The organism is Paenirhodobacter hankyongi (assembly GCF_003664585.1).
Lineage (GTDB): Bacteria > Pseudomonadota > Alphaproteobacteria > Rhodobacterales > Rhodobacteraceae > Rhodobacter > Rhodobacter hankyongi.
Genome location: NZ_RCHI01000003.1, coordinates 226,166 through 250,036 on the forward strand (window position 1 = coordinate 226,166; position 23,871 = coordinate 250,036).

Sequence of the window (23,871 nt, forward strand, 5' to 3'; positions counted from 1 at the left end):
GCCTCTGCCCGGGCGCACTGGACAGTGCCGCCCCCGGTGCTAGGGTGCGCCGATACAGGAGGCACGCATGACCATTGACGCCGTTCTCACCCGCATCGACGCAGAGCTGCCCCAGGCGATCGACCGCCTGATGGAGCTTCTGCGCATCCCCTCGATCTCGACCGATCCGGCGTGGAAGGGCGATTGCGCCCGCGCCGCCGACTGGCTGGTCAAGGAATTGACTTCGCTCGGTTTCAAGGCCGAGATCCGGCCCACCCCCGGCCACCCGATGGTGGTGGCGCGGCACGAGGGCCCGGGCCCGCACCTGCTGTTCTACGGCCATTATGACGTGCAGCCGGTCGACCCGCTGAACCTGTGGACGCGCGAGCCCTTCGACCCGGCGATCGAGGAAACCGCGAACGGCCCGGTGATCCGCGGCCGTGGCTCCTCCGACGACAAGGGGCAGCTGATGACCTTCCTCGAGGCCTGCCGCGCTTACAAGGACGTGAACGGCACCCTGCCCGGCAACCTGACGATCTTCTTCGAGGGCGAAGAGGAATCGGGTTCGCCCTCGCTCATCCCCTTCCTGCAGGCGAACAAGGACGAGCTGAGCTGCGACCTTGCGCTCATTTGCGACACCTCGATGGTCTCGCCCGGCGTGCCCTCGATCGCCGGCCAGCTGCGCGGCATGCTGAAGGAAGAATTCACCCTGCACGGCCCGCGCATCGACCTGCATTCGGGCCATTACGGCGGCCCGGCGCTGAACCCGCTGCGCGAGATCTCGAAACTGATCGCGAGCTTCCATGACGAGGACGGCCGCGTCGCGGTCGAGGGCTTCTACGAGGGCGTGCACGAGGTCCCCGAAGAGCTGAAACGGCAGTGGGAAAACTGCGGCTTCGACGAGGCCGAGTATCTCGCCCATGCCGGCATGACCGTCGCCCATGGCGAGAAGGGCTATTCGACGCTCGAACAGCAATGGGCGCGTCCGACGCTCGAGATCAACGGCCTTTGGGGCGGCTATCAGGGCGCGGGCTCGAAAACCGTGATCCCGGCCGAGGCGCATTGCAAGATCACCTGCCGGCTGGTGGGCGACATGGACCCGGCGAAGGTCCGCGCCGCGGTGCGCCGCCATGTCGAGGCGCATCTGCCCGTCGACGCGCGCGTCACCTGGGACAGCGATCTCGACGGTGCGCCGGCCGCGGTGATGAACACCGCCCGCCCCGAGTTCGAGGCGGCGCGTCAGGCGCTGTCGGACGAGTGGAACCGCGAGGCGGTGATCGTCGGCATGGGCGGCTCGATCCCGATCGCCTATTACTTCAAGTCGATCCTCGGCATGGACGCGATGCTGATCGGCTATGCCAATGACGATGACGCGATCCATTCGCCGAACGAGAAATACGACGTGAAGTCGTTCCACAAGGGCATCCGCAGCTGGGCCCGCGTGCTCGACCGCATCGCCAAGTGAGCAAAGGGGGCGGAGGCCGCGCGGTCTCCGCCCCGACACAGGGCCTCAGCCCTTGACGGCGACGAGCGCCGTGGCCTCGTTCACCTTGCCCTTCTGTTCCCAGGTGACGGCGACCTTCTCGCCGACCTTGAACTCCTTCAGCTTGACCGTCTTCGGCATCATGTAGGTGCTGCCATCCGACAGCGTGACGGAATGCGCTTTCTTGTCGATCGTCTTGATCGTGCCGTCGGTCGTGGTCGCGCCCGCGGCCATGGCAAGCGAGGCCGAGCCGAGCGCAAGAACGGTGACGACGGGAAGAAGGATGGAACGCATGATCTGCTCCGTGAAGCCGGCCCCTTTTGCTGCGGGCCGGTGGGACGAAACCTTCATGGCCGGTCGCGTCAATGGCACGGCGCCACCCGACAGACCCAGGCTTCGGCGAACAGATTAGCCGTCCTCCGGCCGTGCCGGCAGGGGGGGCCTCGCCATTTGATCGACCGTGATCGGCCCTGGTGAAAGCAATGAATTCCACGTGATTTCGGTGTGTTGCGCGGCGTTCCTCGGCCGCGCCGCGGGCCGGATTTCGTGCCGCGCCAAGGCCCTGACAGCGAAACGCCCGCCACCGGGGCGGGCGCTGCAAATCACGCTCGGGAGAGGGGCACGTCATCGCCCCTCGCGGCCGGCAGGGCCGGCTCAGCCCACCACCATGTCGTCACGGTGAATCAGCGCCGCCCGCCCCGGATAGCCGAGAATCTCCTCGATCTCGCGCGAGCGGTGACCGGCGATCTTGTGCGCCTCCTCGGCGGTGTAGCGCACAAGGCCCTTCGCCAGGATCGCCCGGTCGGGGCCGGCAACGGCCACCGGTTCGCCCCGGCCGAACTGACCGACGACCTTGGTGACGCCCGCCGGCAGCAGCGACTTCCCCGACATCAGCGCCTCGACCGCGCCCGCATCGACGAAGATCTCGCCGCGCGGCTTCATCGCCGCGATCCAGCGCTTGCGTGCCACCTGCGGGTCGCCCTCGGGCAGGAACCAGGTGCTGTTCGCGCCCAGGGCCAGCGCCGAGAGCGGCCGCGCGACCGAGCCTTCCATGATCGCCATGGCACAGCCGCCGGCCACCGCGGTCTTGGCCGCCAGAAGCTTCGTCTTCATGCCGCCCTTCGACAGCCCCGAGATCGGGTCACCCGCCATCGCCTCGATCTCGGGCGAGATATGCTCGACGATCTCGAAGCGCTCGGCGCTCGGGTCTTCCTTCGGGTTCGCGGTATAGAAGCCGTCGACATCCGACAGCAGGATCAGCTGATCGGCGCCCACGGTGACGGCGATCTGCGCCGCCAGCCGGTCGTTGTCGCCAAAGCGGATCTCGTCGGTGGCCACCGTGTCGTTCTCGTTCACGATCGGCACGACGCCCAGCGACAGCAGCGTCTCCATCGTGGCGCGGCTGTTCAGATAGCGGCGCCGGTCATCGGTATCCTCCAGCGTCACCAGGACCTGCGCCGTGGTCACCCCATGCGGGGCCAGAACCTGCTCATAGGCGCGGGCAAGGCGGATCTGCCCCACCGCTGCCGCGGCCTGGCTCTGCTCGAGCGCCAGCGCCCCCGCGGGCAGGCCAAGCACCCGCCGCCCAAGTGCGATCGAGCCCGAGGAGACGAGCACCACATCGGTGCCCCGCTCCCGCGCGGCCGCCACGTCCTCGGCCAGAGCGACAAGCCAGTCGGTCTTGAGACCGCCCTCCCCCACCAGCAGCGCCGAGCCGATCTTGATCACCAGCCGCGACGCGGTCCGCACATCCGGCTTCAGGGACGCCACGGCGTCACCTCTTCCTCACCGGCCCGATCCTCCGAGATCTCGGCCCAAAGCTTGCGCAGAACCTCGTTCACGCCCTGCTTCGAGACCCCCGACATCAGCAGAACCGGCCCGCCCGACGCCTTCTCGAGCGCCCGCTTGCGGTTCGACAGCGTCTTCGGATCAAGCGCGTCGATCTTGTTCAGCACCGTCACCCGCGGCTTCTCGGCGAGGTCCGGCGAATAGGCCTCGAGCTCGCCGATGATGGTGCGGTAATCCTTGGTCAGGGTCGAGGAGGTGCCATCGACCAGATGCAGGAGCACCGAGCAGCGCTCGACGTGGCCGAGGAACTGGTCGCCCAGCCCCCGCCCCTCGGAGGCGCCCTCGATCAGCCCGGGGATGTCGGCGATGACGAATTCCTTGCCGTCGATGCCGACAACGCCAAGGTTCGGCACCAGCGTGGTGAAGGGGTAATCGGCAATCTTCGGCCGCGCGTTCGAGACCGCGGCAAGGAAGGTCGACTTGCCGGCATTCGGCAGGCCCAGCAGCCCGGCGTCGGCGATCAGCTTCAGCCGCAGCCAGAGCGTGCGCTCGACCCCTTCCTGGCCCGGGTTCGCCCGCGACGGCGCCCGGTTCGTCGAGCTCTTGAAACGCAGGTTGCCCCAGCCGCCGTTGCCGCCCTTCGCCAGCAGCACCCGGCTGCCGGGCTCGGTCAGATCGGCAAGGACGGTTTCCTCGTCTTCGTCGATGATCTCGGTGCCGACCGGCACTTTCAGGACGATGTCGTCACCATCCGCGCCGGTGCGCTGGCTGCCCATGCCGTGCTGGCCGTTCTGCGCGAAGAAATGCTGCTGATAGCGGAAGTCGATGAGCGTGTTCAGCCCCTCGACCGCCTCGGCCCAGACCGAGCCGCCCTTGCCGCCGTCACCGCCGTCAGGTCCACCGAACTCGATGAACTTCTCCCGGCGGAAGCTGACGGAGCCGCCGCCACCGGCGCCGGAGCGGATGTAGACTTTGGCGAGGTCGAGGAATTTCATCGGCGGTCGTCCCTGTTTGCAAGGCGTCCGTTTACGCCGGCACGCCGCATTCTTCAAGCCACGCGTGGGGGCGCCGCCCCCACACCCCCGAGGTATTTATGGCAAGATGAAAGAGACCCACCCTTCATCTTGCCATAAATACCTCGGGAGGGTCCGGGAGGGCGGCGCCCTCCCGTCTGCCCTCAGCCCATCTTGCGCAGGTAGGTCCAGGTCGGCACCCGGCCGCCGCGCGCCACAGACCAGCTCTCGGCATCGCCCAGATATTCGAAGCCCGAGTTCGTCAGGACACGGGCCGAACCCGGGTTATCCTGGAACACCTCGGCGAAGAGGGTGCGCGAATTGTGCGGGTTCGCGGCGACGAGTGCGGCCACCGCCTCGGAGGCGAAACCGGTGTTCCAGAACCCCGGCCCGACCCAGAAGCCGACCTCGGACTGGTCGGGCTCGACGCGGGTGAGCGAGACGATGCCCAGCACCTCGGCCAGACCGTTCGCCGATCCGTCCATCGCCCAGACATCTTCCGACCGCTTCTCGGCCATGGCGCGGGCGACGAAGTTCTCGGCGGCCCCGGGCGGCAGCGGATGCGGGATGGCGCGGGTGCCCTCGGCGACGCGGCGGTCGGCCGTGTACATCGAGATCAGCCCGGCGTCCGAGCGGCGCAGCGGGCGCAGCACGAAGCGGCCGGCCTCGATCACGGGTTGAGCGGTGAGGGTTTCCTGAAACATCTGCGCTCCTCCTCGAAACGCGGGCCTGTTCACTTTGGTCCTGAAATGGGGCGGGACGATGACAATTTGAACCCTACCCGTTTGAAAATTCGATGAATTCTTCGAGATCACAATGCCGCATCGCAGCAAAGACAAAGGGGACCGGCCTTGCAGCCGATCCCCCTGTTCCTGTCCGGAGTGCGGTTCGGCTTACTCGGCCGCCTCCGCAACCGGGAGAACCGAGATGAAGGTGCGGCCCTTGAGGCCTTTCTTGAAGGTGACCTTGCCCTCGGTGACGGCGAAAATGGTGTGGTCCTTGCCCATCATCACGCCTTCGCCCGGCCACCAGGTGGTGCCGCGCTGACGCACGATGATGTTGCCCGAAACCGCGGCCTGACCGCCGTAGAGCTTGACGCCAAGACGACGACCGGCAGAGTCGCGGCCGTTGCGGGACGAACCGCCTGCTTTCTTGTGAGCCATCTGTCAGTCTCCTCTTACTTCGCTTCGTGCGCGGCGACGCGCGCAGCAGCGGTGCCGACGGCTTCCTTCACGCCCGAGGCAGCGGCGCCCGAGGCGAGAACCTCGGTCACGCGCACCAGCGTCAGCTTCTGACGGTGGCCACGGGTACGCTGCGACGAATGCTTGCGGCGGCGCTTGTGATAGGTGATGACCTTGTCGGCCTTGATGGTGTCGATGACTTCCGCGACGACCGCAGCGCCTTCGACGAGCGGGGCGCCAACGGTCAGGGTGTCGCCGCCAACCATCAGAATCTCGTTGAACTGGACCTTGTCGCCAGCAACGGCAGCGATCAGTTCCACGCGGAGCACGTCGCCCGCCTGGACCTTGTATTGCTTGCCGCCAGTCTTGAGGACCGCAAACATGCGTTCTTCCTTTTCCAAGCCGCGCCCTGTGGCCCCTTGCGGAGTTTCACGGCCCTTGCGGGCCCGCCTCGGGCAGCGCGCCCCTCCCGGGGCGTTGTTGCATATGATTCCCCCCGCAAGAGGGAGTCCTCTGCCGGGTTGGCGGCTTATCGGAGATCGGGGGGCGCAAGTCAAGGCTCTTGCGCGGCCCGCCTCAGGCCTGCCAGCGGGCGAGCGCCTCCTCGCGCCCGATCCGGGCCAGCGTCGAGCCCGCCCCGATCGCGCCCGGGGTGCGGCTCAGCTTCGGCGCGGGCGCGGGCTGCACGATGTCCTCATGGCGCAGATAGGCGCCGCGGGCGACGTTGTGCGGGTGGGTCACCGCCTCCGACACCGTCAGAACCGGCGTCGCGCAGGCGTCGGTGCCCTCGAAGATCGCCTCCCATTCGGCGCGGGTCTTTTCCATGAACCGCGCGCCGATGCGCGCGCGCAGCTCGGGCCAGAGGGCGCGGTCGGCGCGGTCGGGCAGCTCGCCCGGGGCAAAGCCCATCAGGCGCTGAAACTCGGCCCAGAATTTCTCCTCGATCGGGCCGATGGCGAAATGGCCGCCCGCCTTGCAGGGATAGACCCCGTAATAGGGCACGCCGCCGTCGAGCAGGTTCTCGCCGCGCCGATCGGACCAGAGCCCGCTGGCCCTGAGCCCGTGCATCATCCCCAGAAGCCCGGCGATGCCGTCGGTGATCGCGGCATCCACCACCTGCCCCTGCCCCGTCGCCTTCGCATGCCACAGCGCCGCCATCATGCCGAAGGCCAGCCACATCGAGCCGCCGCCGAAATCGCCCACCAGGTTGAGCGGGATCGTCGGCGTCTCGGGCGTGCCGATCGCACCGAGCGCCCCCGAGAGCGCGACGAAGTTGATGTCGTGCCCCGCGGTCTGGGCGAGCGGGCCGCTCTGCCCCCAGCCGGTCATCCGGCCATAGACGAGGCGCGGGTTCTCGGGGAAATCAGCGGGGCCGAGGCCGAGGCGTTCCATCACCCCGGGGCGCATCCCCTCGACCAGCGCGTCGGCCTGCGCGATCAGCCGCCGCGCGATGGCGAGGTCTGCGGGCGCCTTGAGATCGAGCTCCAGCACGTCGCGGCCGCGCTCGATCGGGTCATTCGCGATGCCGAGCACGTGGTTCGCCGCGCCGCCCGAGTTCGGCCGCGCGATGCGGATCACCTCGGCCCCCATGTCGGCAAAAAGCTGCACGGTGAAGGGCGTGGGGCCGAGGCCCGAAATCTCGACGATGCGGAGCCCGGCAAGCGGGCCTTGCGGCGATGTGGTCATCTGGTCTCCTGCGGGCCTCTGGTGGCGCGGCCGGGGGTTTTGCACCCCCGGACCCCCGCAAGGTATTTCCGGCAAGATGAAGGGGTAAAGGCGGCCGCGCCGTGACGCAGCGTCACCGCGGGCCGGGCTCAGCCCTGCGCCTTTTCCTCGAGCGTCAGCCATTCCTCCTCGGCCGCGCTCAGCGCCGCCTGACGCTCGCCCAGCATCTCGGTGGCCTTTTTGAACTTCACCGGCTCGCGGGTGAAAAGCTCGGGGTCGGAGAGGAGTTCGGAGAGCTTGCCGATCTCGCGCTCGAGCTTGTCGATGACACCGGGCAGCTCCTCGAGCCGGTGTTTCTCGGTGAAGCTGAGGCCCGGCTTCTTCGGCGCGGCCTTCGGGGCGGCGGCGGACTCGGCCTTCTTCGCGGCAGGGGCGCCGACGACGGCCGGCGCCGCCGGGGCGCTCAGCGCCTTTTGCGCCTGATAGTCGCTCCAGCCGCCGGCATAGACCGTGGCGCGGCCGTCGCCCTCCATCGTGATCGTCGTCGTCGCGACACGGTCGATGAAGTCGCGGTCGTGGCTGACCAGCAGCACGGTGCCGTCATACTCGCCAAGGATGTCCTGCAGCAGATCCAGCGTCTCGACGTCGAGATCGTTCGTCGGCTCGTCGAGGATCAGCAGGTTCGAGGGCTTCGCCATGATCCGCGCGAGCAGCAGCCGTGCCCGTTCGCCGCCCGAGAGCGAGCCGATCGGCGCGCGCGCCTGGCTCTCGTCGAAGAGGAAGTCCTTGAGATAGGCCACCACATGCTTCGGCCGGCCGCGCACCATCACCTGGTCGGACTGCCCCGAGACCCGCATGTCGGGATCGTTCACCATCCCGTCCCAGAGCGTCTGGTCGAGGTCGAGCGTGGCACGCGCCTGATCGAAGACCGCGATCTCGAGATTGGTGCCGAGCGTCACCGTGCCCGCGTCGGGCGCGATCTCGCCGGTCAGCATCTTCAGCAGCGTGGTCTTGCCCACGCCGTTCGGGCCGACGAAGGCGACACGGTCACCGCGCAGCACGCGCAGGTCGAAATTCTTCACGATCACCTTGTCGCCGAAGGATTTGCACAGGCCCTTCGCCTCGATCACCCGCTTGCCCGAGGTGCCCGAGCTTTCAAGTTCCATCGCCGCGGTGCCCTGGCGGCGGATCTGGCCCGCGCGTTCGGCGCGCAGCGCCTGGAGCGCCCGCACCCGGCCCATGTTGCGCTTGCGCCGTGCCGAGATCCCCTCGACCGCCCATTTCGCCTCGGCCTTGATCTTGCGGTCGAGCTTGTGGCGGGCCTCGTCCTCCTCGGTCCAGATCTGTTCGCGCCAGTCCTCGAAGGCCTCGAAGCCGCGCTCCTGCCGGCGCAGCGCGCCGCGATCGAGCCAGAGCGTGGCCCGCGTCAGGTTGCGCAGGAAGGCGCGGTCGTGCGAGATCAGCACGAAGGCGGTGCGGGTGGTCTTCAGCTCGTTCTCGAGCCAGCCGATCGCCTCGATGTCGAGGTGGTTGGTGGGTTCGTCGAGCAGCATGAGTTCCGGCGCCTCGGCGAGAAGCTTGGCCAGCGCCGCGCGCCGCCGCTCGCCGCCCGAGGCGGTTGCGACCGGGGTCTCGGGACGGAACTTCAGCCCCTCGGCCACCATCTCGACGCGGTAGTGTTCGGCCTCGGAGAGGCCCGATCCGGCGAAATCGCCAAGCGTCGCAAAGCCCGACAGGTCAGGCTCCTGCTCCATGTAGCCCACGCGCGTGCCGCTCGGCACCACGCGCGAGCCCTGGTCGGGCTCGACCAGCCCCGCCATCACCTTCATCAGCGTCGACTTGCCCGAGCCGTTGCGGCCCACGAGCGCGATGCGGTCGCCCTCCTGAACGGTGAGATCGAGCCCCTCGAAGACGGGGTCGCCGCCGAAGGTGAGGGAGATGCCGGAAAGCTGGAGAAGGGGTGCGCGTGCCATGGCTCTCCGCTAGCCGGGCGGCGGCGAAAGGTCAACGGGGGCGTGCAGGGGCCGCACATGCAAACGGGCGCCCGAAAGGCGCCCGCCGATTGGATCCCGGAACGGCTCACCAGGAGGTCAGCACCGTGCCGTGATACTTGTCCTCGATGAATTTCTTCACCTCGTCCGAGTGATAGGCCGAGACCAGCGTCTTCACCCAGGGCGCGGTCTCGTCGCCTTCGCGCACCACGATGATGTTCACATAGGGGTTGTCGGCCTTTTCCATCGCGATCGTGTCGGTCTTCGGGTTCAGACCGGCGGCGATGGCATAGTTGGTGTTGATCATCGCTGCGTCGAGATCGGCAAGCGAACGCGGCAGCTGCGCGGCGTCGAGTTCCTGGAACTTCAGGTTCTTCGGATTCTCGGTCACGTCGAGCACGGTCGGGGTCAGGCCGGTGCCGTCGGCGAGCTTGATCAGGCCGAAGTCCTGCAGCACCAGAAGCGCACGGCCGCCGTTCGTCGGGTCGTTCGGGATGCCGACGGTATCGCCGTCCTTCAGGTCGGCAGGCGACTTCACCTTGTTCGAATAGAGCCCCATCGGCGTGGTGATCGTGGTCCCCACCGGCACCAGCTTGAAGCCGCGGTCCTTGATCTGGTTGTCGAGGTAGGGCTTGTGCTGGAACGAGTTCGCCTCGATGTCGCCATCGGCGAGCGCCTGGTTCGGCACCACGTAATCCGAGAACTCGATCACCTTGATATCAAGGCCCATCGGCTTGGCGACCTTCGCCACCTCTTCCATGATCTCGGCATGCTCGCCCGGCGAGACCCCGACCTTGATGTCCTCGGCCATCGCGGTCCCGGCCGTGAGCGCGAGCACGGAGATCAGCGTCATCAGCTTTTTCATCGGAATTTTCCCTCTGAGCTTGAAAAATTATGCGCCGCGGTTGCCGGGCGCGCGTTTGTCCACCCGACGTGCGATCCATTCGCCGATGGTCTGCACGAGCTGGACGAGAACGATCAGGATGACCACCACCACCGCCATCACGTCGGGCATGAAGCGCTGATAGCCATAGCGGATGCCAAGGTCGCCCAGCCCCTCGCCGCCGACCGCACCGACCATCGCCGAATAGCCGATCAGGCTGACGACGGCGAGGGTGAGGCCGAGCGTGATGCCCGGCAGCGCCTCGGGGATCAGCACCTTGCGGATGATCTGCAGGGGCGTCGCGCCCATGGCGCGGGCGGCCTCGATCAGCCCCGCATCGACCTCGCGGATCGCGTTCTCGATCAGCCGGGCGATGAAGGGCACGGCGGCGATGGTCAGCGGCACGATCGCGGCGGTGGTGCCGATCGAGGTGCCGGCGATCAGCCGGGTGAAGGGGATGATCGCCACGACAAGGATGATGAAGGGGATCGAGCGGGTCGCGTTGACGACGATGCCCAGCACCTTGTTCACCGCCGGCGCCGACAACAGCTCGCCGCGCCGCGAACAGGCGAGGAACACGCCGATCGGCAGGCCGATGGCCGCACCGATCAGCGTCGACAGGAAGACCATGTAGAGCGTCTGCCAGGTGGCCGAGATCAGCAGGTTGATCAGATTAGAGGACATAGCCCAGAACCTCCGTGCGCTGCTGATGGCTTTCGAGATAGGCCCGCGCCTCGGCCGCCCGGGCCGCGTCGATCGAGACCAGCAGATTGCCGAAGGGGCGCGGCCCGATCTCCTCGATGGCGCCGGCGAGGATGTTGACATCGAGCCCCAGCGTCGCGCTCATCCGCGCCAGCAGCGGGTCGGTCGCATTGTCGCCGAGGAAGGTGATGCGGATCACCTCGCGCGCCGGTCCTTCGGGGCGGTCGGTCTGCAGCCGGTCGGCGATGAAGCGCGGCAGGGTGACGCCGGTGACACCGGCCAGGAAGCTGCGCGTCGTCGGGTGCTGCGGCGCGGTGAAGACGTCATAGGTGAGCCCCTGCTCGACGATCCGCCCGCCCTCGATCACCGCGACATGGCTCGCGATGTCGCGCACCACCGCCATCTCGTGGGTGATCAGAAGAATCGTCAGCCCGAGGTCGCGGTTGATGTCGGCCAGAAGCCGCAACACCGTCTGCGTCGTCTCGGGATCAAGCGCCGAGGTCGCCTCGTCCGACAGCAGAACCTTCGGATCGGTGGCGAGCGCGCGGGCGATGCCGACGCGCTGTTTCTGCCCGCCCGAAAGCTCGGCCGGATAGCGCCCGGCCAGCTGTTCAAGCCCGACACGTGCGATCAGATCGCGCACCCGCGGGCGGATCTTCGCCGCGGGAATGCCGGCAATCTCCATCGGCAGCGCCACGTTGTCCTCGACCGTGCGCGACGAGAGCAGGTTGAAGTGCTGGAAGATCATCCCGACCTCGCGCCGGATCTCGCGCAGCGCCGCGCCGCGGGCCCGGCCGACGTCGCGCCCGGCCACGGTGATCGTGCCCGCCGTCGGCTGCTCGAGCCCGTTGACCATCCGCAGCAGTGTCGACTTGCCCGCACCGGACCGCCCGATGATGCCGGTGATCGAGCCGGCCGGCACCTCGAAGGTGATCCCCTCGAGCGCCGTGACGCTGCCGCCACCTGCCTTCGGATAGCTCTTGCCGACCCCGTCGAAGGTGATGGCCGCGCCGCTGGTGATATCCCGTTGCATCCCTGTGTCCGATATGGCTGTGGACTCGATTTGACCGCCCATAAAGGGGAAGCGGCCGGCAGATACAACCCCGCGCCGGGGCCCGGGACACCCGATGCGCCCCGTCCCGGGTGTTACGCCAGATCCGCGCGCCGGGTTCAAGCAAACAATCACGCTAAAATTTGTCGGGTTTTCAGGATATTCTTCCACCCCCCGAAAACCGCGCCCCCAAAGCGTTCCACAGCGCGAGATCCTGCGCCGAACCGCGCAGAGAATCGCCCCAGGCAAAGCGCCCTGCGTCCCGCTTCCAATTGCCCCAAATATCCCGGGGGTGAATTCGGCGCAGCCGAAGAGGGGGCAAGCCCCCTACCCCGCCACCATCCGCAGCGCCCGCGCCCGGGCCGGCGGAATCGCGCCGATCTCGAGCCCGGTGAAGACATGGAGCGTGCCCAGATCCTCGTCGACCACGGCATGGTCGCTGACCCAGCCGCCCATCGTCAGATAGCTGCGCAACAGCGGCGGCATCCGCAGCATCGCCTGTTTCGGGTTCCCCGGCCGGCCGATCAGCGCCCGGGCATAGCGCACCACCTTCGGCGCCTTCACCCGCGGCCACCAGCGCCGCGGCGCCAGATGGCGCTCGGCCAGCACGGCGAAGGCATCGGCGAAATATTCCCAGTCGGTGCCGGTGAAGGAGGAACAGCCGAACAGCATCTCGACCTTCCCGGCATCGACGAAGCGCGTCATCGCGCCCCAGGCGACGCGCAGGATGTCGGGATCGTGCACCCCGGGCTCCATGCAGAAGCGCCCCATCTCGACCATCGGCCCGGCGAATCCCTGCAGCGCGGAAAGCTCGTAATATTGCGCGGAATAGCTGCGGCCGATCTCGCTGCCGTCCCTCAAAGGCAGCAGCCGGAAGCAGCACACGAGCCGTCCCGTGACGAGCTCCTCGACCAGAACGTGCTGGCAGACGGCATCAAACGCATCGGCATCGAGAGGGACGGAGCCCGCGCCGGCCGCGCCACGCGCGCCGAGGAAACTGCGCCAGCGCAGCGCCTGCGCAGCCCGAAGGTCGGACGGGGTCGCGGCGAAACGCGCCGCGTAACGACCCCTTGCGAGCGAAAACATGGAGGCTCCCCGGGTTGGCCCGAACGGGGAGAAGCATAGGCGACTCGGGGCCGCGGCGAAAGAAAAACCGCCGCGGGCCAGGGAAACTCACTGCGTGAGTTGCGTCGCCGACACCCGGCCGAGGCTGCCCAGAAGCTGCCGCACGACGCCGATGCCCTTGATGTTCGACTTCGTCACGCGCCGCGACAGCACCACCACCTCGCCGCGTTCGAGGCCGAAGCGCTCGACATTGGCGACGGTGCCGTTCTTGTCGAAGCTGACCGCGACGACCTGGCGGTCGATCTCCTGCGGCGCGCGGGCGCCGTAGTATTTCCAGCGCGAGCCGACGTAATACCACGCCGAGCCCTCGAGCACGCCCGAGGCGGAGGGCCGCCCCACGGCCGAGGCCACGTCATCGCGCGAACTCTTGCCGACCTGGACCTGCGACAGGTCCTCGTCGGACGGGACATAGCCGTGATTCTGGTAAATCGCCGTACAGCCAGCCGCCAAGAGGCTCGCGCCAAGGGCCATCGCCAGCGCAATGCGCCGCGTCACGGTTCCGGTGCTCACCTGTTACCCCCTCTTGCCTCATGGCCTGCGGCCTTTTATCCCGCTTACAACAACCCGGCCCGGCCCTCAAGCACGATGCAGAGGCGGCCGGACCAGACACCCAGGAGCTGCCATGACCGATGCCCCCCTTCCCTGGAGCGCGCCGCTCCGCCCCGCCGAACTGGCGAGCCGCAAGCCCAATCGTTTCGACCTGCGCCCCGATGCCGAGACCCGCGCGGCAATCGCCGACTGGGCCGGACTCGAGGCGCTCAACTCTTTGCGACTGAACGGAACGCTGACGCCGCAGGGGCGCACGGACTGGACGCTTCAGGCCGAATTCGAGGCCGAGGTGGTGCAATCCTGCGTCGTCACCCTCGCCCCGGTCACCACCAAGCTGAGCGAAGGCGTGCAGCGCCACTACCTCGCCGAGATGCCCGAACCCGAGGGCGACGAGGTCGAGATGCCCGAGGACGACACCAGCGAGCCGCTGCCCGCGGTGGTCGACCTTGCCGCGGTGGCGCTCGAGGTGCTCGAACTTGCCTTGCCGCTCTATCCGCGGGCGCCGGGTGCCGAGCTCGACGAGACCGTGGTGACCGAGCCGGGCGCCGTGCCGATGCGCGACGAGGACACCCGCCCCTTCGCCAATCTGCGCGACCTGATGGCGAAGAAGGACGAGACGGGCGACGAGTGAGCGCCCGTTTGCGCGCCGCCTGCCCGGCTTTTGCACATCGGCGCCCGCACGGCGCGGCAGTGCAAGAAAGGGCTTGCAACGGAGCGGAATCGCAGTATGTTCCCGGCCTCATTCGAAGTCTGGGTTCGCACCCGGTCCGCTCTCCGGCGCCAGTGACGATACTCAAGGAAATCAGGGCCCTGTGCCCGCGAACAATCGAGGATTAGACATGGCTGTCCCGCAGAACCGAGTCACGCGCTCCCGTCGTAACATGCGCCGTGCGCATGACGCTCTTGTTGCCGCCAATCCGGCTGAATGCCCGAACTGCGGCGAACTGAAGCGTCCGCACCACGTCTGCGGCGCCTGCGGTCACTATGACGACCGCGAAGTCGTCGCGCAGGCCGCCGAGGTCGATCTGGACGACGACGCCGCGTAAGCGCGTCGGCCGAGCCTCTGATCCATGCTGCCTGAACAAGAGCAGACGCGGGCCGAAGGCCGGACCGATGCCGCGCAGACGGAAGGCCGCGAAGTCGCGGCCAAGGCGCCGGCCGAGTCCGGCGCCATCGTCATTTCCATCGATGCCATGGGCAGCGACCGCGGCCCTGTCGCGGTGCTCGACGGCGTTTTGATCGCGCATCAGGCCAATCCGGCCCTGCGCTTCATCCTGCACGGCCGCGAGGCGGAGCTTGCCCCGCTGATCGCCGCGCGCGGCCTTGCCGATTGCGCGGTGCTGCACCATGCCGAGGGCGTGGTGACAATGCACGACAAGCCGTCGCAGGTGATGCGGCGCGGCAAGGACACCTCGATGTGGTCGGCGATCGAGTCGGTGCGCGAGCGCGAGGCGGCGGTTGCCGTTTCCTGCGGCAACACCGGCGCGCTGATGGCGGTGTCGATGCTGCGGCTGCGCAAGCTGCCCGGGGTGAACCGCCCCGCCATCGCCTCGTTCTGGCCCTCGCGCAATCCGACCGGCTGGAACGTCATGCTCGACATGGGCGCCGACGTGAAGGCCGAGGCCCCCGATTTGCTGACCTATGCGCTGATGGGCACCTCCTATGCCCGCAACGCGCTCGGCCTTGCCCGGCCGCGCGTCGGGCTGCTCAACGTCGGCACCGAGGAACACAAGGGCCACGCCGAGCTCAAGCTCGCGCATGAGATGATCGGCGCAGCGCAGGACGCCGGTGCCTTCGATTTCGTCGGCTTCGTCGAGGGCAATGACCTGCCCTCGGACCGCGTTGACGTGATCGTGACCGACGGCTTCACCGGCAACGTTGCGCTGAAAACCGCCGAGGGCACGGCGAAGCTTGCGGCCGAACTGCTGCGCGGAGCGCTGACCGCGACACCGCTGGCCAAGCTCGGCGCGCTGCTCGCCATGGGTCCGCTGAAGCGGATGAGCGCGCAGATCGACCCCCGACGCGCCAATGGCGGCGTTTTCCTCGGGTTGAACGGCACCGTGGTGAAGTCGCACGGCTCGGCCGACGCGACCGGTGTCGCGGCCGCGATCGAGCTTGCCGCCCGCCTCGCCCGCTCCGGTTTCGTCGAAAGGCTCGCGGCACGGGTTGCCTCTGCGTCAGCGGCAAGGCAGGATGCGCCCTCGGAAGAGGCATCCAGCGAGAACGAACTATGAAGATCAGATCCGTCGTCCGCGGCGTCGGCCATTACCTGCCGGCGCGCGTCGTCGAGAACAGCGAGTTCGAGACGACGCTCGAGACCTCGGACGAATGGATCCGGGCGCGCACCGGCATCGAGCGGCGCCACTTCGCCGCCGAGGGCGAGACCACCTCGCAGCTCGCGATCAAGGCCGCGCAGGCGGCGCTCGAGGATGCCGACATCCCCGCCGACCGCATCGATGCGATCGTCGTCGCCACCTCGACCCCCGATTTCACCTTCCCCTCCGTCGCCACCATGGTGCAGGCCGGGCTCGGCTCGACGCATGGCTTTGCCTATGACGTGCAGGCGGTCTGCGCGGGCTTCGTCTATGCGCTGGCGAATGCGAACGGGCTGATCGTCTCGGGGCAGGCCGAACGCGTGCTGGTGATCGGGGCCGAGACCTTCTCGCGGATCATGGACTGGACCGACCGGGGCACCTGCGTGCTCTTCGGCGACGGCGCCGGCGCGCTGGTGCTCGAGGCGGCCGAGGGCAGCGGCGCGAACAGCGATCGCGGCGTGCTGTCGACCGATCTGCATTCCGACGGCCGCTATCGCGAGCTGCTCTATGTCGACGGCGGCGTTTCCACGAATGGCGTCGCCGGCCATCTGCGGATGCAGGGCAACGCGGTCTTCAAGCATGCCGTGCAGAAGCTTGCCGAAACCGCCCATACCGCGCTCGACAAGATCGGGATGAGCGGCGAGGATGTCGATTGGATCGTGCCGCATCAGGCCAACCTGCGCATCATCTCGGCCACGGCCGAGCGGATGCAGGTGCCGATGGAACGCGTCGTGCTGACCGTGCAGGATCACGGCAACACCTCGGCCGCATCGATTCCCCTCGCCCTCTCGGTCGGCAAGCAGCGCGGTCAGATCAAGACCGGCGACCTCGTCGTGACCGAGGCGATCGGCGGCGGCCTCGCCTGGGGCTCGGTGGTGCTGCGCTGGTAAGCGCTGCTCAGACGGGCGTTGTGGCTGCGTCAGAGCGCCGCGCAAGCCGTTGACAAGCCGTTCTTATTGACTCCGGCATGGATTTGCGCCCATCGTGGGCGCAGTCACATCCGGGGGGATGACACGATGTCCGAAAAGACCCTGACGCGCATGGACCTGAGCGAAGCGGTGTTCCGCGAAGTCGGTCTGAGCCGCAACGAATCCGCGCAGCTTGTCGAAAGCGTGCTGCGCCACATGTCCGATGCGCTGGCCTCGGGCGAGACGGTGAAGATCTCGTCCTTCGGCACCTTCTCGGTGCGCGAGAAAAGCTCGCGCATGGGGCGCAATCCGAAGACCGGCGAGGAAGTCCCGATCAGCCCGCGCCGCGTGCTCTCGTTCCGGCCCTCGCACCTGATGAAGGATCGCGTCGCGGCCGGCAACGCGAAGTGACGCGCCGCGACCAGGACCGCGAGATGAGCAAGTCCGCCGATGCCTTCCGCACGATCTCCGAAGTGGCCGAGCTTCTGGAGACGCCCACTCATGTGCTGCGTTTCTGGGAAAGCCGTTTCCCGCAGGTGAAGCCGGTCAAGGGCGCGGGCGGGCGACGCTATTATCGCCCCGATGACGTGCAATTGCTCGCCGGCATCAAGAAGCTGCTGCATGACGAGGGGATGACCATCCGCGGCGTGCAGAAGATGCTGCGCGAACAGGGCGCGAAGCAGATCGCCGCACGGGTCGAGCTGAGCCTCGACGCGGCCCCGGCCGAGCCTGCCCCCGACGACACGCCCGACACCGCCGCGGCGCCCGACACTGTCGACGCGCCCGCCGAGCCGATCATGGCAGAGCCCCCCGACGCGGTCGAGACGGACGCAGCCGACACGGCCGAGCCGCCCGCCGACCCCACCGGCACCCTGCTCACCCCGCGCGTCGCTTCCTGGCGTCAGGCCTCGCTCTTCGACGCGCCGGCCGAGGAGACGACCGAGATCATCGCCGAGATCGACAGCCTTTCGCTCGTCGAGATCGAAGACGACTCGCCCGACCTCGCCCGGCCCGACCTCACCGAGGAGGTGCCCGAGGCGCCGATCGCCCTCGACGTCGAGGAGGAGGAGGAGGCACCCGAGGCGCTTGCCCGCGTGGTGAGTCTCCTGGTCGCCGGCAGCACCCGCACGGCCGAGCCCGAACCGGCGCCCGAGCCCGCCGAGATCACCCAAGCGCCGCTGGCCGCCCTCGCCCGCGGTCTCGCCGGGCTCGACCTTGCCATGCTCGGCACCGCCGACCGGATGCGGCTGCTGGCCGCCTGCGACCGGCTCTCGGCACTGCAGGCCCGGATGGGCCAGCCGCCGCGCGCCCTGCCGCGCTGAGCCCTCCCACGCCCCGGAAGGCCCGCGACGGGCTTCCGGCAGGCCGTTGCAAAAAGTTGCGTTTTGCCGCTTGCGCACGCCGCCCGGATGCCTCTATATGCGCCTCGTGTCGGGCCGTGGCGCAGCCTGGTTAGCGCGTCCGTCTGGGGGGCGGAAGGTCGAGAGTTCGAATCTCTCCGGCCCGACCATCACGAGAAACGCCCACCCTTCGGGGTGGGCGTTCGTCTATGCGAGGGAGGCTGCGATGACCCACGGCGTTCTGCCCGACAGCGCGATCCGCGCGATGGTCGAGCGCGGCGAGATTGCCGCCGCCCTGCCCCTCGTCTCCGGCCAGATCCAGCCCGCCAGCCTCGATTTGCGCCTTGGCACCGTCGCCTACCGCATCCGCGCCTCCTTCCTCGCCGGCCGCGGCACCCGCGTCGAGACCAAGCTCGCCGATTTCGAGATGCACCGGATGGATCTTTCCCATGGGGCGGTGCTGGAAAAGGGCTGCGTCTATCTCGTGCCGCTGATGGAGGGGCTGGCGCTGCCCGAGGGCATCACCGCCGTCGCCAATGCAAAAAGCTCGACCGGCCGGCTCGACCTGCTGACCCGGGTGATCACCGATGGCGGCACCGAATTCGACCGCATCCCCGAAGGGTACACGGGCCCGCTTTATGCCGAGATCTGCCCGCGCTCGTTCTCGGTGCTGGTGCGGCCCGGGATGCGGCTCAACCAGATCCGCTTCCGCCGCGGCCAGGCGGTGCTGAGCGATGCCGAGCTGACCGCCCTGCACGCGGCCGAGCCGCTCGTCACCGGCGAAGCGGTGATCGACGCCGGCCTCGGCTTCTCCGTCGACCTGCTGCCCGAGACGGGCGACCTCGTCGGCTACCGCGCCAAGCCGCACACCGGGGTGATCGACCTCGATCGCATCGGTCATTACCTCGCCGCCGATTTCTGGGAGGAGCTGCGCACCCGCGAGGGGCGGATCATCCTCGACCCCGGCGCCTTCTACATCCTCGTCTCGCGCGAGGCGGTGACGATCCCGCCCGATTACGCCGCCGAGATGGCGCCCTATCTCGCCATGGTGGGCGAGTTCCGGGTGCATTACGCCGGCTTCTTCGACCCGGGCTTCGGCCATGGTGCGGCGGGCGGCACAGGCTCGCGCGGCGTGCTCGAGGTGCGCTGCCACGAGGCGCCCTTCGTGCTCGAACACGGCCAGGTCGTGGGCCGGCTGGTCTACGAGCGGATGACCGCCCGCCCGGAACGGCTTTATGGCACCGGCATCGCCTCAAACTACCAGGGCCAGGGCCTGAAACTCGCCAAGCATTTCCGCGCCGGCTGACCCCGGCGGACAGAAGGGGGCGCTGCCCCCTCTTGGCTGCGCCAATTCACCCCCGAGGTATTTCGGGCAAGGAGAAAGCGCAAAGGGGCTTTCGCTTCCAATTGCCTCAAATATCCCGGGGGTGAGGGCGAAGCCCGAGGGGGCAGCGCCCCCTTGCACACGGAACCGGCCTTGAAACGCCCGGGGTTCTTGCCCCGGCGGCGCCGACGTCCTAGAACGCGAGCCAGACCCTGATACGGAAGCGGACCATGCTCGACCATCTCAGCTACAAGACCCCCGAACCGAAAGTCATCGCCGGCGCCAAGGCCGACTGGGAACTGGTGATCGGGATGGAGGTGCACGCGCAGGTGAGCTCGAATGCCAAGCTCTTCTCCGGCGCCTCGACCGGCTTCGGCGCGGAACCGAACAGCCACGTCGCCTTCGTCGATGCGGCGATGCCCGGCATGCTGCCGGTGATCAACGAGTTCTGCATCGCCCAGGCGGTGAAAACCGGGCTTGGCCTGAAGGCGGGGATCAACCTGCGCTCGGCCTTCGACCGGAAGAACTACTTCTACCCCGACCTGCCGCAGGGCTATCAGATCTCCCAGCTCTATCACCCGATCGTGGGCGAGGGCGAGATTCTGGTCGACATGGGCCCGGGCATCGCGCGCAAGGTTCGGATCGAGCGCATCCACCTCGAGCAGGATGCCGGCAAGTCGATCCATGACATGGATCCGACGATGTCCTTCGTCGATCTCAACCGCACCGGCGTCGCGCTGATGGAGATCGTCTCGCGTCCGGACATCCGCGGCCCCGAGGAAGCGGCGGCCTATGTGGTCAAGCTGCGCCAGATCCTGCGCTATCTCGGCACCTGTGACGGCAACATGCAAAACGGCAACCTGCGCTGCGACGTCAACGTCTCGGTCTGCCGCCCCGGGCAATACGAGAAATACCAGGAAACGCAGGATTTCTCGCATCTCGGCACGCGCTGCGAGCTGAAGAACATGAACTCGATGCGCTTCATCCAGGCCGCCATCGACTACGAGGCGCGCCGCCAGATCGCCATTCTCGAGGACGGCGGCGTGGTGGTGCAGGAGACCCGCCTCTATGACCCCGACAAGAACGAGACGCGCTCGATGCGCTCGAAGGAAGAGGCGCATGACTATCGCTACTTCCCCTGCCCCGACCTGCTGCCGCTCGAGATCGAGCAGGCCTGGGTCGATGACATCGCCGCGGCGATGCCCGAGCTCCCCGACGAGAAGAAGGCGCGCTTCGTCGATGCCCTGGGCCTGAGCGAATACGACGCCTCGGTGCTGACCGCCGAGGTCGAGAATGCCGATTACTTCGAGGCGGTCGTGGCCGTGTGCGACGACGGCAAGCTGGCAGCGAACTGGGTCATCAACGAGCTCTTCGGCCGGCTGAAGAAGGATGGCGCCGAGATCGATGCAAGCCCGATGAGCCCGGCGCAGCTTGGCGGCATCATCACCCTGATCAAGTCGGGCGACATCTCGGGCAAGATCGCCAAGGACCTGTTCGAGATCGTCTATACCGAGGGCGGCGATCCGGCCGAGATCGTCACCGCGCGCGGCATGAAGCAGGTCACCGACCTCGGCGCGATCGAGGCGGCGGTGGACAAGATCATCGCGGAAAGCCCGGCCGAGGTCGAGAAGGCCAAGGCCAACCCGAAGCTGGTGGGCTGGTTCGTCGGCCAGGTGATCAAGGCCTCGGGCGGCAAGGCGAACCCGGCGGCGGTGAAGGAAATCGTGGCGCAGAAGCTCGGGATCTGATCCCGGCCTCCTCGCACCTGGGTCAGGGCGCCTTCGGGCGCCCTGTTCCGTTCCGCGCCCGCTCAGAGCCCGGGCGGCAGTTTCGAGGCCATCCGCACCCGGCGGTCGAAATGCTCGCCATCGGCGACGAAGGTGCCGTCGCCCACGGCATGCAGCATCCGCGCCCCCTTGTGCACGGGGTTGGTCCAGGCTGCCACGCCCTCCAGCACAACGATGCTGTGCGCCTCGACGATGTCGACGACCCGGCACTCGACGGCGGCGATGCAGTCGGTGATGAGCGGCGCGCGGACATGGCGCGCGGGCTGCGTATGCAGGCCGAAGCGGGCGAACTTGTCGACCGACTTGCCCGAGCAGGTGCCCACCCCCACCACGGCATCGAGCCGCTCGGCCGGGGGAATCGCGATCACGCATTCGCGCGTCGCCTCGAGCGCGGCATAGGAGCTGTTCCACGGCCCGGTGCAGATCGCGAAGCGCGCGTCGAAATCGAGCACCATCGTCCAGCTGATCGTCATCACGTTCGCCCGCCGGCCGTCATGGGTCACCACCCAGGTGACCGGCCCCGGCTCGAGCAGGGTGAACGCCTTGCCAAGCGGCATCTCTTCCATTGCCGGCCCCCCTCGCCTTGCAGACCCCATGCTCAACGCTGCCGCGGCAAAAGCGCAAGTGGGGTTTTCCGCCGCTTCTGCTGCCGTCCGGGCCCGGCGGCCGATTTTTCGCCCCGGTCGCCCCTTCCCGGTCGGGGCGTTCGCCGCGGCGGTGCTGCACCGCAGCCCCGCTTTTTCGCGGCTCACCCCTTCGTTCCTTGACCGTCCCGCACAACTCGGTAACAACGGCCCCGCAAAGAGGTGCGTCATGCAGGCTTATGAATACAAGGTGATCCCCGCCCCGCAACGGGGCGAGAAGGAACGCGGGCTGAAGACCGGGGCGGAACGTTTCGCCCATGCGCTCACGCTCACGATGAACGAGTTCGCGGCGGAGGGCTGGGAATACTGGCGCGCCGAGACGCTTCCGGCCGAGGAGCGCGCGGGCCTGACCTCGAAGACGACGGTGTTCCACAACCTGCTCGTCTTCCGTCGCCCGTTCCGCGGTCCGGATGCCGCCGGCGAGGCCCCCGCGCTTGCCGCGCAAAGTGCCGCCGAGCGGCGCGCGCGCATGCTCTCGGTCTATGCGCCCGAGGGCAAGGCGCCGCGACTCGGCCCGGCCGAAGAGGAAGAGGTCTAATCCTCGAACTCGATCGCCAGCGCATGGACCCGGGCCAGCAGCTCGGGCCCGAGCGCGGCATGCACCGCCCGGTGCCGCGCGATCCGCGAGGCTCCGGCCAGCGAGGGCACCCGAAGCCGCAGCCGGAAATGGCTTTCCCCCGCCACCGCCGCGGCCGAATGGCCGGCGTGGTGTGCGCTTTCGTCGATGATCTCGAGAGTGCTCGGCGCCAGCGCCGCAAGCCGCGCCCGGATCTCGTCGGCCACCGGTGATTTTCCGCCCGTCATCGTGCTGCGCCCCTTTCGGATCGTGCCAAATTGCTTAGACTGCGTGGCCCGAGTCGGCCGGCCCCGTCAAGCGGGCCGCCACAAGGGAATGCGAACAGGACGTGAGGCAGACATGAGCGGGACCGATCCCTTCGGCTTCAACATATCGGCGGCAGCCGACAAGAAGCGCCGGACCAAGGGCAAGCGCGGGATGTCGGGCGCATTCGAGACCTCGACGCGCAAATGCGACCACGAGGGCTGCACCGAGCCCGGCCAGTACCGGGCGCCGAAAAGCCCGAAGGTGCTCGACGACTATTTCTGGTTCTGCAAGGACCACGTGCGCGAGTACAACCTGAACTGGAACTATTTCCAGGGTCAGTCGGAAGAGGAGTTCCAGCGCTTCCTCGAGAATGCGACGGTCTGGGAACGGCCGACGAAGCCCTTCGGGCGCTCGAAGGAGGAAATGGGCTGGGCCCGGCACGGGATCTCGGACCCGCAGGAGCTTCTGGGCGAGAATGCCACGCAGAACCCCGGCCGCACCGTCATCGGCCGCAAGCTGCCGCCGACCGAGCGGCGCGCGCTCGATATTCTCGATGCCAAGGACAGCATGACCAAGGCCGAGATCCGCAAGAGCTACAAGGCGCTCATCAAGGTGCTGCACCCCGACATGAACGGCGGCGACCGCAGCCAAGAGGAGATGCTGCAGGAAGTGGTCTGGGCCTGGGACCAGCTCAAGGACAGCCGCAACTTCAAATGAAACCGGGGGGCGCAGGCCCCCCGTTTTCGTTCCGCAGATCGGTGACGGCCCCTGCCCGCTCAGCGGGCCACCGCTCAGCCCGCCGCAGCCTCGGTCGCAAGCTTGCGGATCCGCTCGACCATCGCGGCGACCCCGTTCGAGCGCTGCTGGCTCAGATGCTCGTTCAGCCCGAGCCGGCCGAGTTCGGCCTTGGCGTCGACGGCCAGCACCTCGGACACCGTCAGCCCGGAATAGAGCGCGTGCAGGATCGCGATCAGCCCCTCGACGATCATCGCATCCGACTCGCCCTCGAAGTCGAAGCGCGCGGCGGGGCCGGTGCCCTCGATCCGCGGCAAGAGCCAGACCTGGCTCGCACAGCCCTCGACCTTGGTGGCCGGCACCTTCAGCGCCGGGTCCATGTCCGGCAGCGCCTTGCCCAGTTCGATGACGTGGCGATAGCGGTCTTCCCAGTCATCCAGGAAGTCGAAGGTTTCGGCGATCTCCTCGAATGCGGCGCTGGCCATGGTCCCCTCCTTGCACGGGTTTTCCCCTGCCTACCCCCGTGCGCCGGAAGGGTCCAGTGGCGGCTTTTCAAAAGCCCCGCGATCGGCTACCCAAGGGCAA

27 protein-coding genes and 1 tRNA gene are annotated in these 23,871 nt (G+C 68.0%); 12 read left to right on the forward strand and 16 right to left on the reverse strand.

The window, feature by feature from the left end; translation table 11 throughout:
- Positions 1-67: 67 nt before the first annotated feature.
- Positions 68-1,444 (forward strand): dipeptidase, encoded by a 1,377-nt coding sequence (locus DYS74_RS04635; RefSeq protein ID WP_121531398.1) that lies wholly within the window; start codon positions 68-70, stop codon positions 1,442-1,444.
- Between the two features lie 45 nt (positions 1,445-1,489).
- Here DYS74_RS04635 and DYS74_RS04640 read toward each other — a convergent pair whose 3' ends face one another.
- From DYS74_RS04640 to DYS74_RS04700, 13 genes are all read right to left on the reverse strand, one after another.
- Complete coding sequence (locus DYS74_RS04640) at positions 1,490-1,756, reverse strand: DUF1344 domain-containing protein (RefSeq protein WP_121531400.1); 267 nt, start codon at positions 1,754-1,756, stop codon at positions 1,490-1,492.
- A 360-nt stretch (positions 1,757-2,116) separates the two neighbouring features.
- Positions 2,117-3,223, reverse strand: a complete 1,107-nt coding sequence (gene proB, locus DYS74_RS04645; protein ID WP_394342934.1) for a glutamate 5-kinase — start codon at positions 3,221-3,223, stop codon at positions 2,117-2,119.
- On the reverse strand, positions 3,220-4,245 hold the full coding sequence (obgE, locus tag DYS74_RS04650; protein ID WP_121531404.1) for a GTPase ObgE: 1,026 nt from the start codon (positions 4,243-4,245) through the stop codon (positions 3,220-3,222). The genes proB and obgE overlap by 4 nt, the downstream gene beginning before the upstream one ends.
- Positions 4,246-4,427: 182 nt before the next feature.
- Positions 4,428-4,967: a GNAT family N-acetyltransferase gene (locus tag DYS74_RS04655; protein ID WP_121531406.1), complete on the reverse strand. Its 540-nt coding sequence runs from the start codon at positions 4,965-4,967 to the stop codon at positions 4,428-4,430.
- Between the two features lie 189 nt (positions 4,968-5,156).
- Positions 5,157-5,426, reverse strand: a complete 270-nt coding sequence (gene rpmA, locus DYS74_RS04660) for a 50S ribosomal protein L27 (protein WP_121531408.1) — start codon at positions 5,424-5,426, stop codon at positions 5,157-5,159.
- Positions 5,427-5,440: 14 nt separating this feature from the next.
- Positions 5,441-5,827 (reverse strand): 50S ribosomal protein L21, encoded by a 387-nt coding sequence (rplU, locus tag DYS74_RS04665; RefSeq protein WP_121531410.1) that lies wholly within the window; start codon positions 5,825-5,827, stop codon positions 5,441-5,443.
- 193 nt (positions 5,828-6,020) lie between these two features.
- Positions 6,021-7,130: a CaiB/BaiF CoA transferase family protein gene (locus DYS74_RS04670; RefSeq protein ID WP_121531412.1), complete on the reverse strand. Its 1,110-nt coding sequence runs from the start codon at positions 7,128-7,130 to the stop codon at positions 6,021-6,023.
- A 128-nt stretch (positions 7,131-7,258) separates the two neighbouring features.
- Complete coding sequence (locus DYS74_RS04675; protein ID WP_121531414.1) at positions 7,259-9,082, reverse strand: ABC-F family ATP-binding cassette domain-containing protein; 1,824 nt, start codon at positions 9,080-9,082, stop codon at positions 7,259-7,261.
- 106 nt (positions 9,083-9,188) lie between these two features.
- Entirely contained in the window at positions 9,189-9,965 is a 777-nt protein-coding gene (locus DYS74_RS04680) for a MetQ/NlpA family ABC transporter substrate-binding protein (protein ID WP_121531416.1), read from the reverse strand.
- Between the two features lie 27 nt (positions 9,966-9,992).
- Entirely contained in the window at positions 9,993-10,667 is a 675-nt protein-coding gene (locus DYS74_RS04685; RefSeq protein WP_121531418.1) for a methionine ABC transporter permease, read from the reverse strand.
- Positions 10,657-11,718: a methionine ABC transporter ATP-binding protein gene (locus DYS74_RS04690; protein WP_121531420.1), complete on the reverse strand. Its 1,062-nt coding sequence runs from the start codon at positions 11,716-11,718 to the stop codon at positions 10,657-10,659. The genes DYS74_RS04685 and DYS74_RS04690 overlap by 11 nt, the downstream gene beginning before the upstream one ends.
- A 345-nt stretch (positions 11,719-12,063) precedes the next feature.
- Positions 12,064-12,822 carry a GNAT family N-acetyltransferase gene (locus tag DYS74_RS04695; protein WP_121531422.1) on the reverse strand — a complete coding sequence of 253 codons (759 nt, stop codon included), beginning with the start codon at positions 12,820-12,822 and terminating at the stop codon, positions 12,064-12,066.
- Between the two features lie 87 nt (positions 12,823-12,909).
- A complete protein-coding gene (locus DYS74_RS04700) occupies positions 12,910-13,332 on the reverse strand; it encodes an outer membrane protein assembly factor BamE (protein ID WP_121531559.1) in 423 nt (140 codons plus the stop codon).
- Positions 13,333-13,483: 151 nt separating this feature from the next.
- Between DYS74_RS04700 and DYS74_RS04705 the strand changes: the two genes are divergently transcribed.
- The 9 genes from DYS74_RS04705 (at position 13,484) to gatB (ending at position 21,045) form a co-directional block, all read left to right on the forward strand.
- Positions 13,484-14,041: a YceD family protein gene (locus DYS74_RS04705; RefSeq protein WP_121531424.1), complete on the forward strand. Its 558-nt coding sequence runs from the start codon at positions 13,484-13,486 to the stop codon at positions 14,039-14,041.
- A gap of 208 nt (positions 14,042-14,249) precedes the next feature.
- Positions 14,250-14,456 (forward strand): 50S ribosomal protein L32, encoded by a 207-nt coding sequence (gene rpmF, locus DYS74_RS04710; RefSeq protein ID WP_121531426.1) that lies wholly within the window; start codon positions 14,250-14,252, stop codon positions 14,454-14,456.
- Positions 14,457-14,480: 24 nt separating this feature from the next.
- A complete protein-coding gene (gene plsX, locus DYS74_RS04715) occupies positions 14,481-15,644 on the forward strand; it encodes a phosphate acyltransferase PlsX (protein ID WP_121531428.1) in 1,164 nt (387 codons plus the stop codon).
- Complete coding sequence (locus DYS74_RS04720) at positions 15,641-16,615, forward strand: beta-ketoacyl-ACP synthase III (protein ID WP_121531430.1); 975 nt, start codon at positions 15,641-15,643, stop codon at positions 16,613-16,615. Before plsX ends, DYS74_RS04720 begins: the two co-directional genes overlap by 4 nt.
- A 126-nt stretch (positions 16,616-16,741) precedes the next feature.
- Entirely contained in the window at positions 16,742-17,044 is a 303-nt protein-coding gene (gene ihfA, locus DYS74_RS04725; RefSeq protein ID WP_121531431.1) for an integration host factor subunit alpha, read from the forward strand.
- Positions 17,045-17,067: 23 nt separating this feature from the next.
- Complete coding sequence (locus tag DYS74_RS18795; protein ID WP_220668819.1) at positions 17,068-17,955, forward strand: MerR family transcriptional regulator; 888 nt, start codon at positions 17,068-17,070, stop codon at positions 17,953-17,955.
- Positions 17,956-18,065: 110 nt separating this feature from the next.
- Positions 18,066-18,143, forward strand: a tRNA-Pro gene (locus DYS74_RS04735).
- Between the two features lie 56 nt (positions 18,144-18,199).
- Entirely contained in the window at positions 18,200-19,279 is a 1,080-nt protein-coding gene (locus DYS74_RS04740; protein WP_121531433.1) for a 2'-deoxycytidine 5'-triphosphate deaminase, read from the forward strand.
- Between the two features lie 248 nt (positions 19,280-19,527).
- Positions 19,528-21,045 carry an Asp-tRNA(Asn)/Glu-tRNA(Gln) amidotransferase subunit GatB gene (gatB, locus tag DYS74_RS04745; RefSeq protein WP_121531435.1) on the forward strand — a complete coding sequence of 506 codons (1,518 nt, stop codon included), beginning with the start codon at positions 19,528-19,530 and terminating at the stop codon, positions 21,043-21,045.
- Between the two features lie 62 nt (positions 21,046-21,107).
- On the opposite strand, the gene DYS74_RS04750 is transcribed toward gatB, so the two are convergent.
- A complete protein-coding gene (locus tag DYS74_RS04750) occupies positions 21,108-21,650 on the reverse strand; it encodes a flavin reductase family protein (protein WP_121531437.1) in 543 nt (180 codons plus the stop codon).
- A 247-nt stretch (positions 21,651-21,897) separates the two neighbouring features.
- Between DYS74_RS04750 and DYS74_RS04755 the strand changes: the two genes are divergently transcribed.
- The gene (locus tag DYS74_RS04755) at positions 21,898-22,266 is read left to right on the forward strand and encodes a DUF4177 domain-containing protein (RefSeq protein WP_121531439.1); all 369 of its coding nucleotides are present in this window, start codon (positions 21,898-21,900) and stop codon (positions 22,264-22,266) included.
- On the opposite strand, the gene DYS74_RS04760 is transcribed toward DYS74_RS04755, so the two are convergent.
- Positions 22,263-22,511: a BolA family protein gene (locus tag DYS74_RS04760; protein WP_245965193.1), complete on the reverse strand. Its 249-nt coding sequence runs from the start codon at positions 22,509-22,511 to the stop codon at positions 22,263-22,265. The two genes, DYS74_RS04755 and DYS74_RS04760, sit on opposite strands and share 4 nt — an antisense overlap.
- A 133-nt stretch (positions 22,512-22,644) precedes the next feature.
- Between DYS74_RS04760 and DYS74_RS04765 the strand changes: the two genes are divergently transcribed.
- Positions 22,645-23,268 carry a J domain-containing protein gene (locus DYS74_RS04765; RefSeq protein ID WP_121531443.1) on the forward strand — a complete coding sequence of 208 codons (624 nt, stop codon included), beginning with the start codon at positions 22,645-22,647 and terminating at the stop codon, positions 23,266-23,268.
- 74 nt (positions 23,269-23,342) lie between these two features.
- Here the strand turns inward: DYS74_RS04765 and DYS74_RS04770 are convergent, their stop codons facing one another.
- Positions 23,343-23,771 (reverse strand): SufE family protein, encoded by a 429-nt coding sequence (locus DYS74_RS04770; protein WP_121531445.1) that lies wholly within the window; start codon positions 23,769-23,771, stop codon positions 23,343-23,345.
- Between the last annotated feature and the right edge of the window lie 100 nt (positions 23,772-23,871).

Coding starts and splice junctions, on each gene's coding strand:
- plsX (WP_121531428.1), top strand. CDS start 14,481: ATGCTGCCTGAACAAGAGCAGACGCGGGCCGAAGGCCGGACCGATGCC.
- DYS74_RS04695 (WP_121531422.1), bottom strand. CDS start 12,822: ATGTTTTCGCTCGCAAGGGGTCGTTACGCGGCGCGTTTCGCCGCGACC.
- DYS74_RS18795 (WP_220668819.1), top strand. CDS start 17,068: ATGAGCAAGTCCGCCGATGCCTTCCGCACGATCTCCGAAGTGGCCGAG.
- DYS74_RS04705 (WP_121531424.1), top strand. CDS start 13,484: ATGACCGATGCCCCCCTTCCCTGGAGCGCGCCGCTCCGCCCCGCCGAA.
- DYS74_RS04765 (WP_121531443.1), top strand. CDS start 22,645: ATGAGCGGGACCGATCCCTTCGGCTTCAACATATCGGCGGCAGCCGAC.
- DYS74_RS04685 (WP_121531418.1), bottom strand. CDS start 10,667: ATGTCCTCTAATCTGATCAACCTGCTGATCTCGGCCACCTGGCAGACG.
- DYS74_RS04680 (WP_121531416.1), bottom strand. CDS start 9,965: ATGAAAAAGCTGATGACGCTGATCTCCGTGCTCGCGCTCACGGCCGGG.
- gatB (WP_121531435.1), top strand. CDS start 19,528: ATGCTCGACCATCTCAGCTACAAGACCCCCGAACCGAAAGTCATCGCC.
- DYS74_RS04655 (WP_121531406.1), bottom strand. CDS start 4,967: ATGTTTCAGGAAACCCTCACCGCTCAACCCGTGATCGAGGCCGGCCGC.
- DYS74_RS04770 (WP_121531445.1), bottom strand. CDS start 23,771: ATGGCCAGCGCCGCATTCGAGGAGATCGCCGAAACCTTCGACTTCCTG.
- DYS74_RS04635 (WP_121531398.1), top strand. CDS start 68: ATGACCATTGACGCCGTTCTCACCCGCATCGACGCAGAGCTGCCCCAG.
- rpmA (WP_121531408.1), bottom strand. CDS start 5,426: ATGGCTCACAAGAAAGCAGGCGGTTCGTCCCGCAACGGCCGCGACTCT.
- DYS74_RS04755 (WP_121531439.1), top strand. CDS start 21,898: ATGCAGGCTTATGAATACAAGGTGATCCCCGCCCCGCAACGGGGCGAG.
- DYS74_RS04700 (WP_121531559.1), bottom strand. CDS start 13,332: ATGGCCCTTGGCGCGAGCCTCTTGGCGGCTGGCTGTACGGCGATTTAC.
- DYS74_RS04750 (WP_121531437.1), bottom strand. CDS start 21,650: ATGGAAGAGATGCCGCTTGGCAAGGCGTTCACCCTGCTCGAGCCGGGG.
- obgE (WP_121531404.1), bottom strand. CDS start 4,245: ATGAAATTCCTCGACCTCGCCAAAGTCTACATCCGCTCCGGCGCCGGT.
- DYS74_RS04675 (WP_121531414.1), bottom strand. CDS start 9,082: ATGGCACGCGCACCCCTTCTCCAGCTTTCCGGCATCTCCCTCACCTTC.
- ihfA (WP_121531431.1), top strand. CDS start 16,742: ATGTCCGAAAAGACCCTGACGCGCATGGACCTGAGCGAAGCGGTGTTC.
- rplU (WP_121531410.1), bottom strand. CDS start 5,827: ATGTTTGCGGTCCTCAAGACTGGCGGCAAGCAATACAAGGTCCAGGCG.
- DYS74_RS04640 (WP_121531400.1), bottom strand. CDS start 1,756: ATGCGTTCCATCCTTCTTCCCGTCGTCACCGTTCTTGCGCTCGGCTCG.
- DYS74_RS04670 (WP_121531412.1), bottom strand. CDS start 7,130: ATGACCACATCGCCGCAAGGCCCGCTTGCCGGGCTCCGCATCGTCGAG.
- rpmF (WP_121531426.1), top strand. CDS start 14,250: ATGGCTGTCCCGCAGAACCGAGTCACGCGCTCCCGTCGTAACATGCGC.
- DYS74_RS04690 (WP_121531420.1), bottom strand. CDS start 11,718: ATGCAACGGGATATCACCAGCGGCGCGGCCATCACCTTCGACGGGGTC.
- DYS74_RS04740 (WP_121531433.1), top strand. CDS start 18,200: ATGACCCACGGCGTTCTGCCCGACAGCGCGATCCGCGCGATGGTCGAG.
- DYS74_RS04720 (WP_121531430.1), top strand. CDS start 15,641: ATGAAGATCAGATCCGTCGTCCGCGGCGTCGGCCATTACCTGCCGGCG.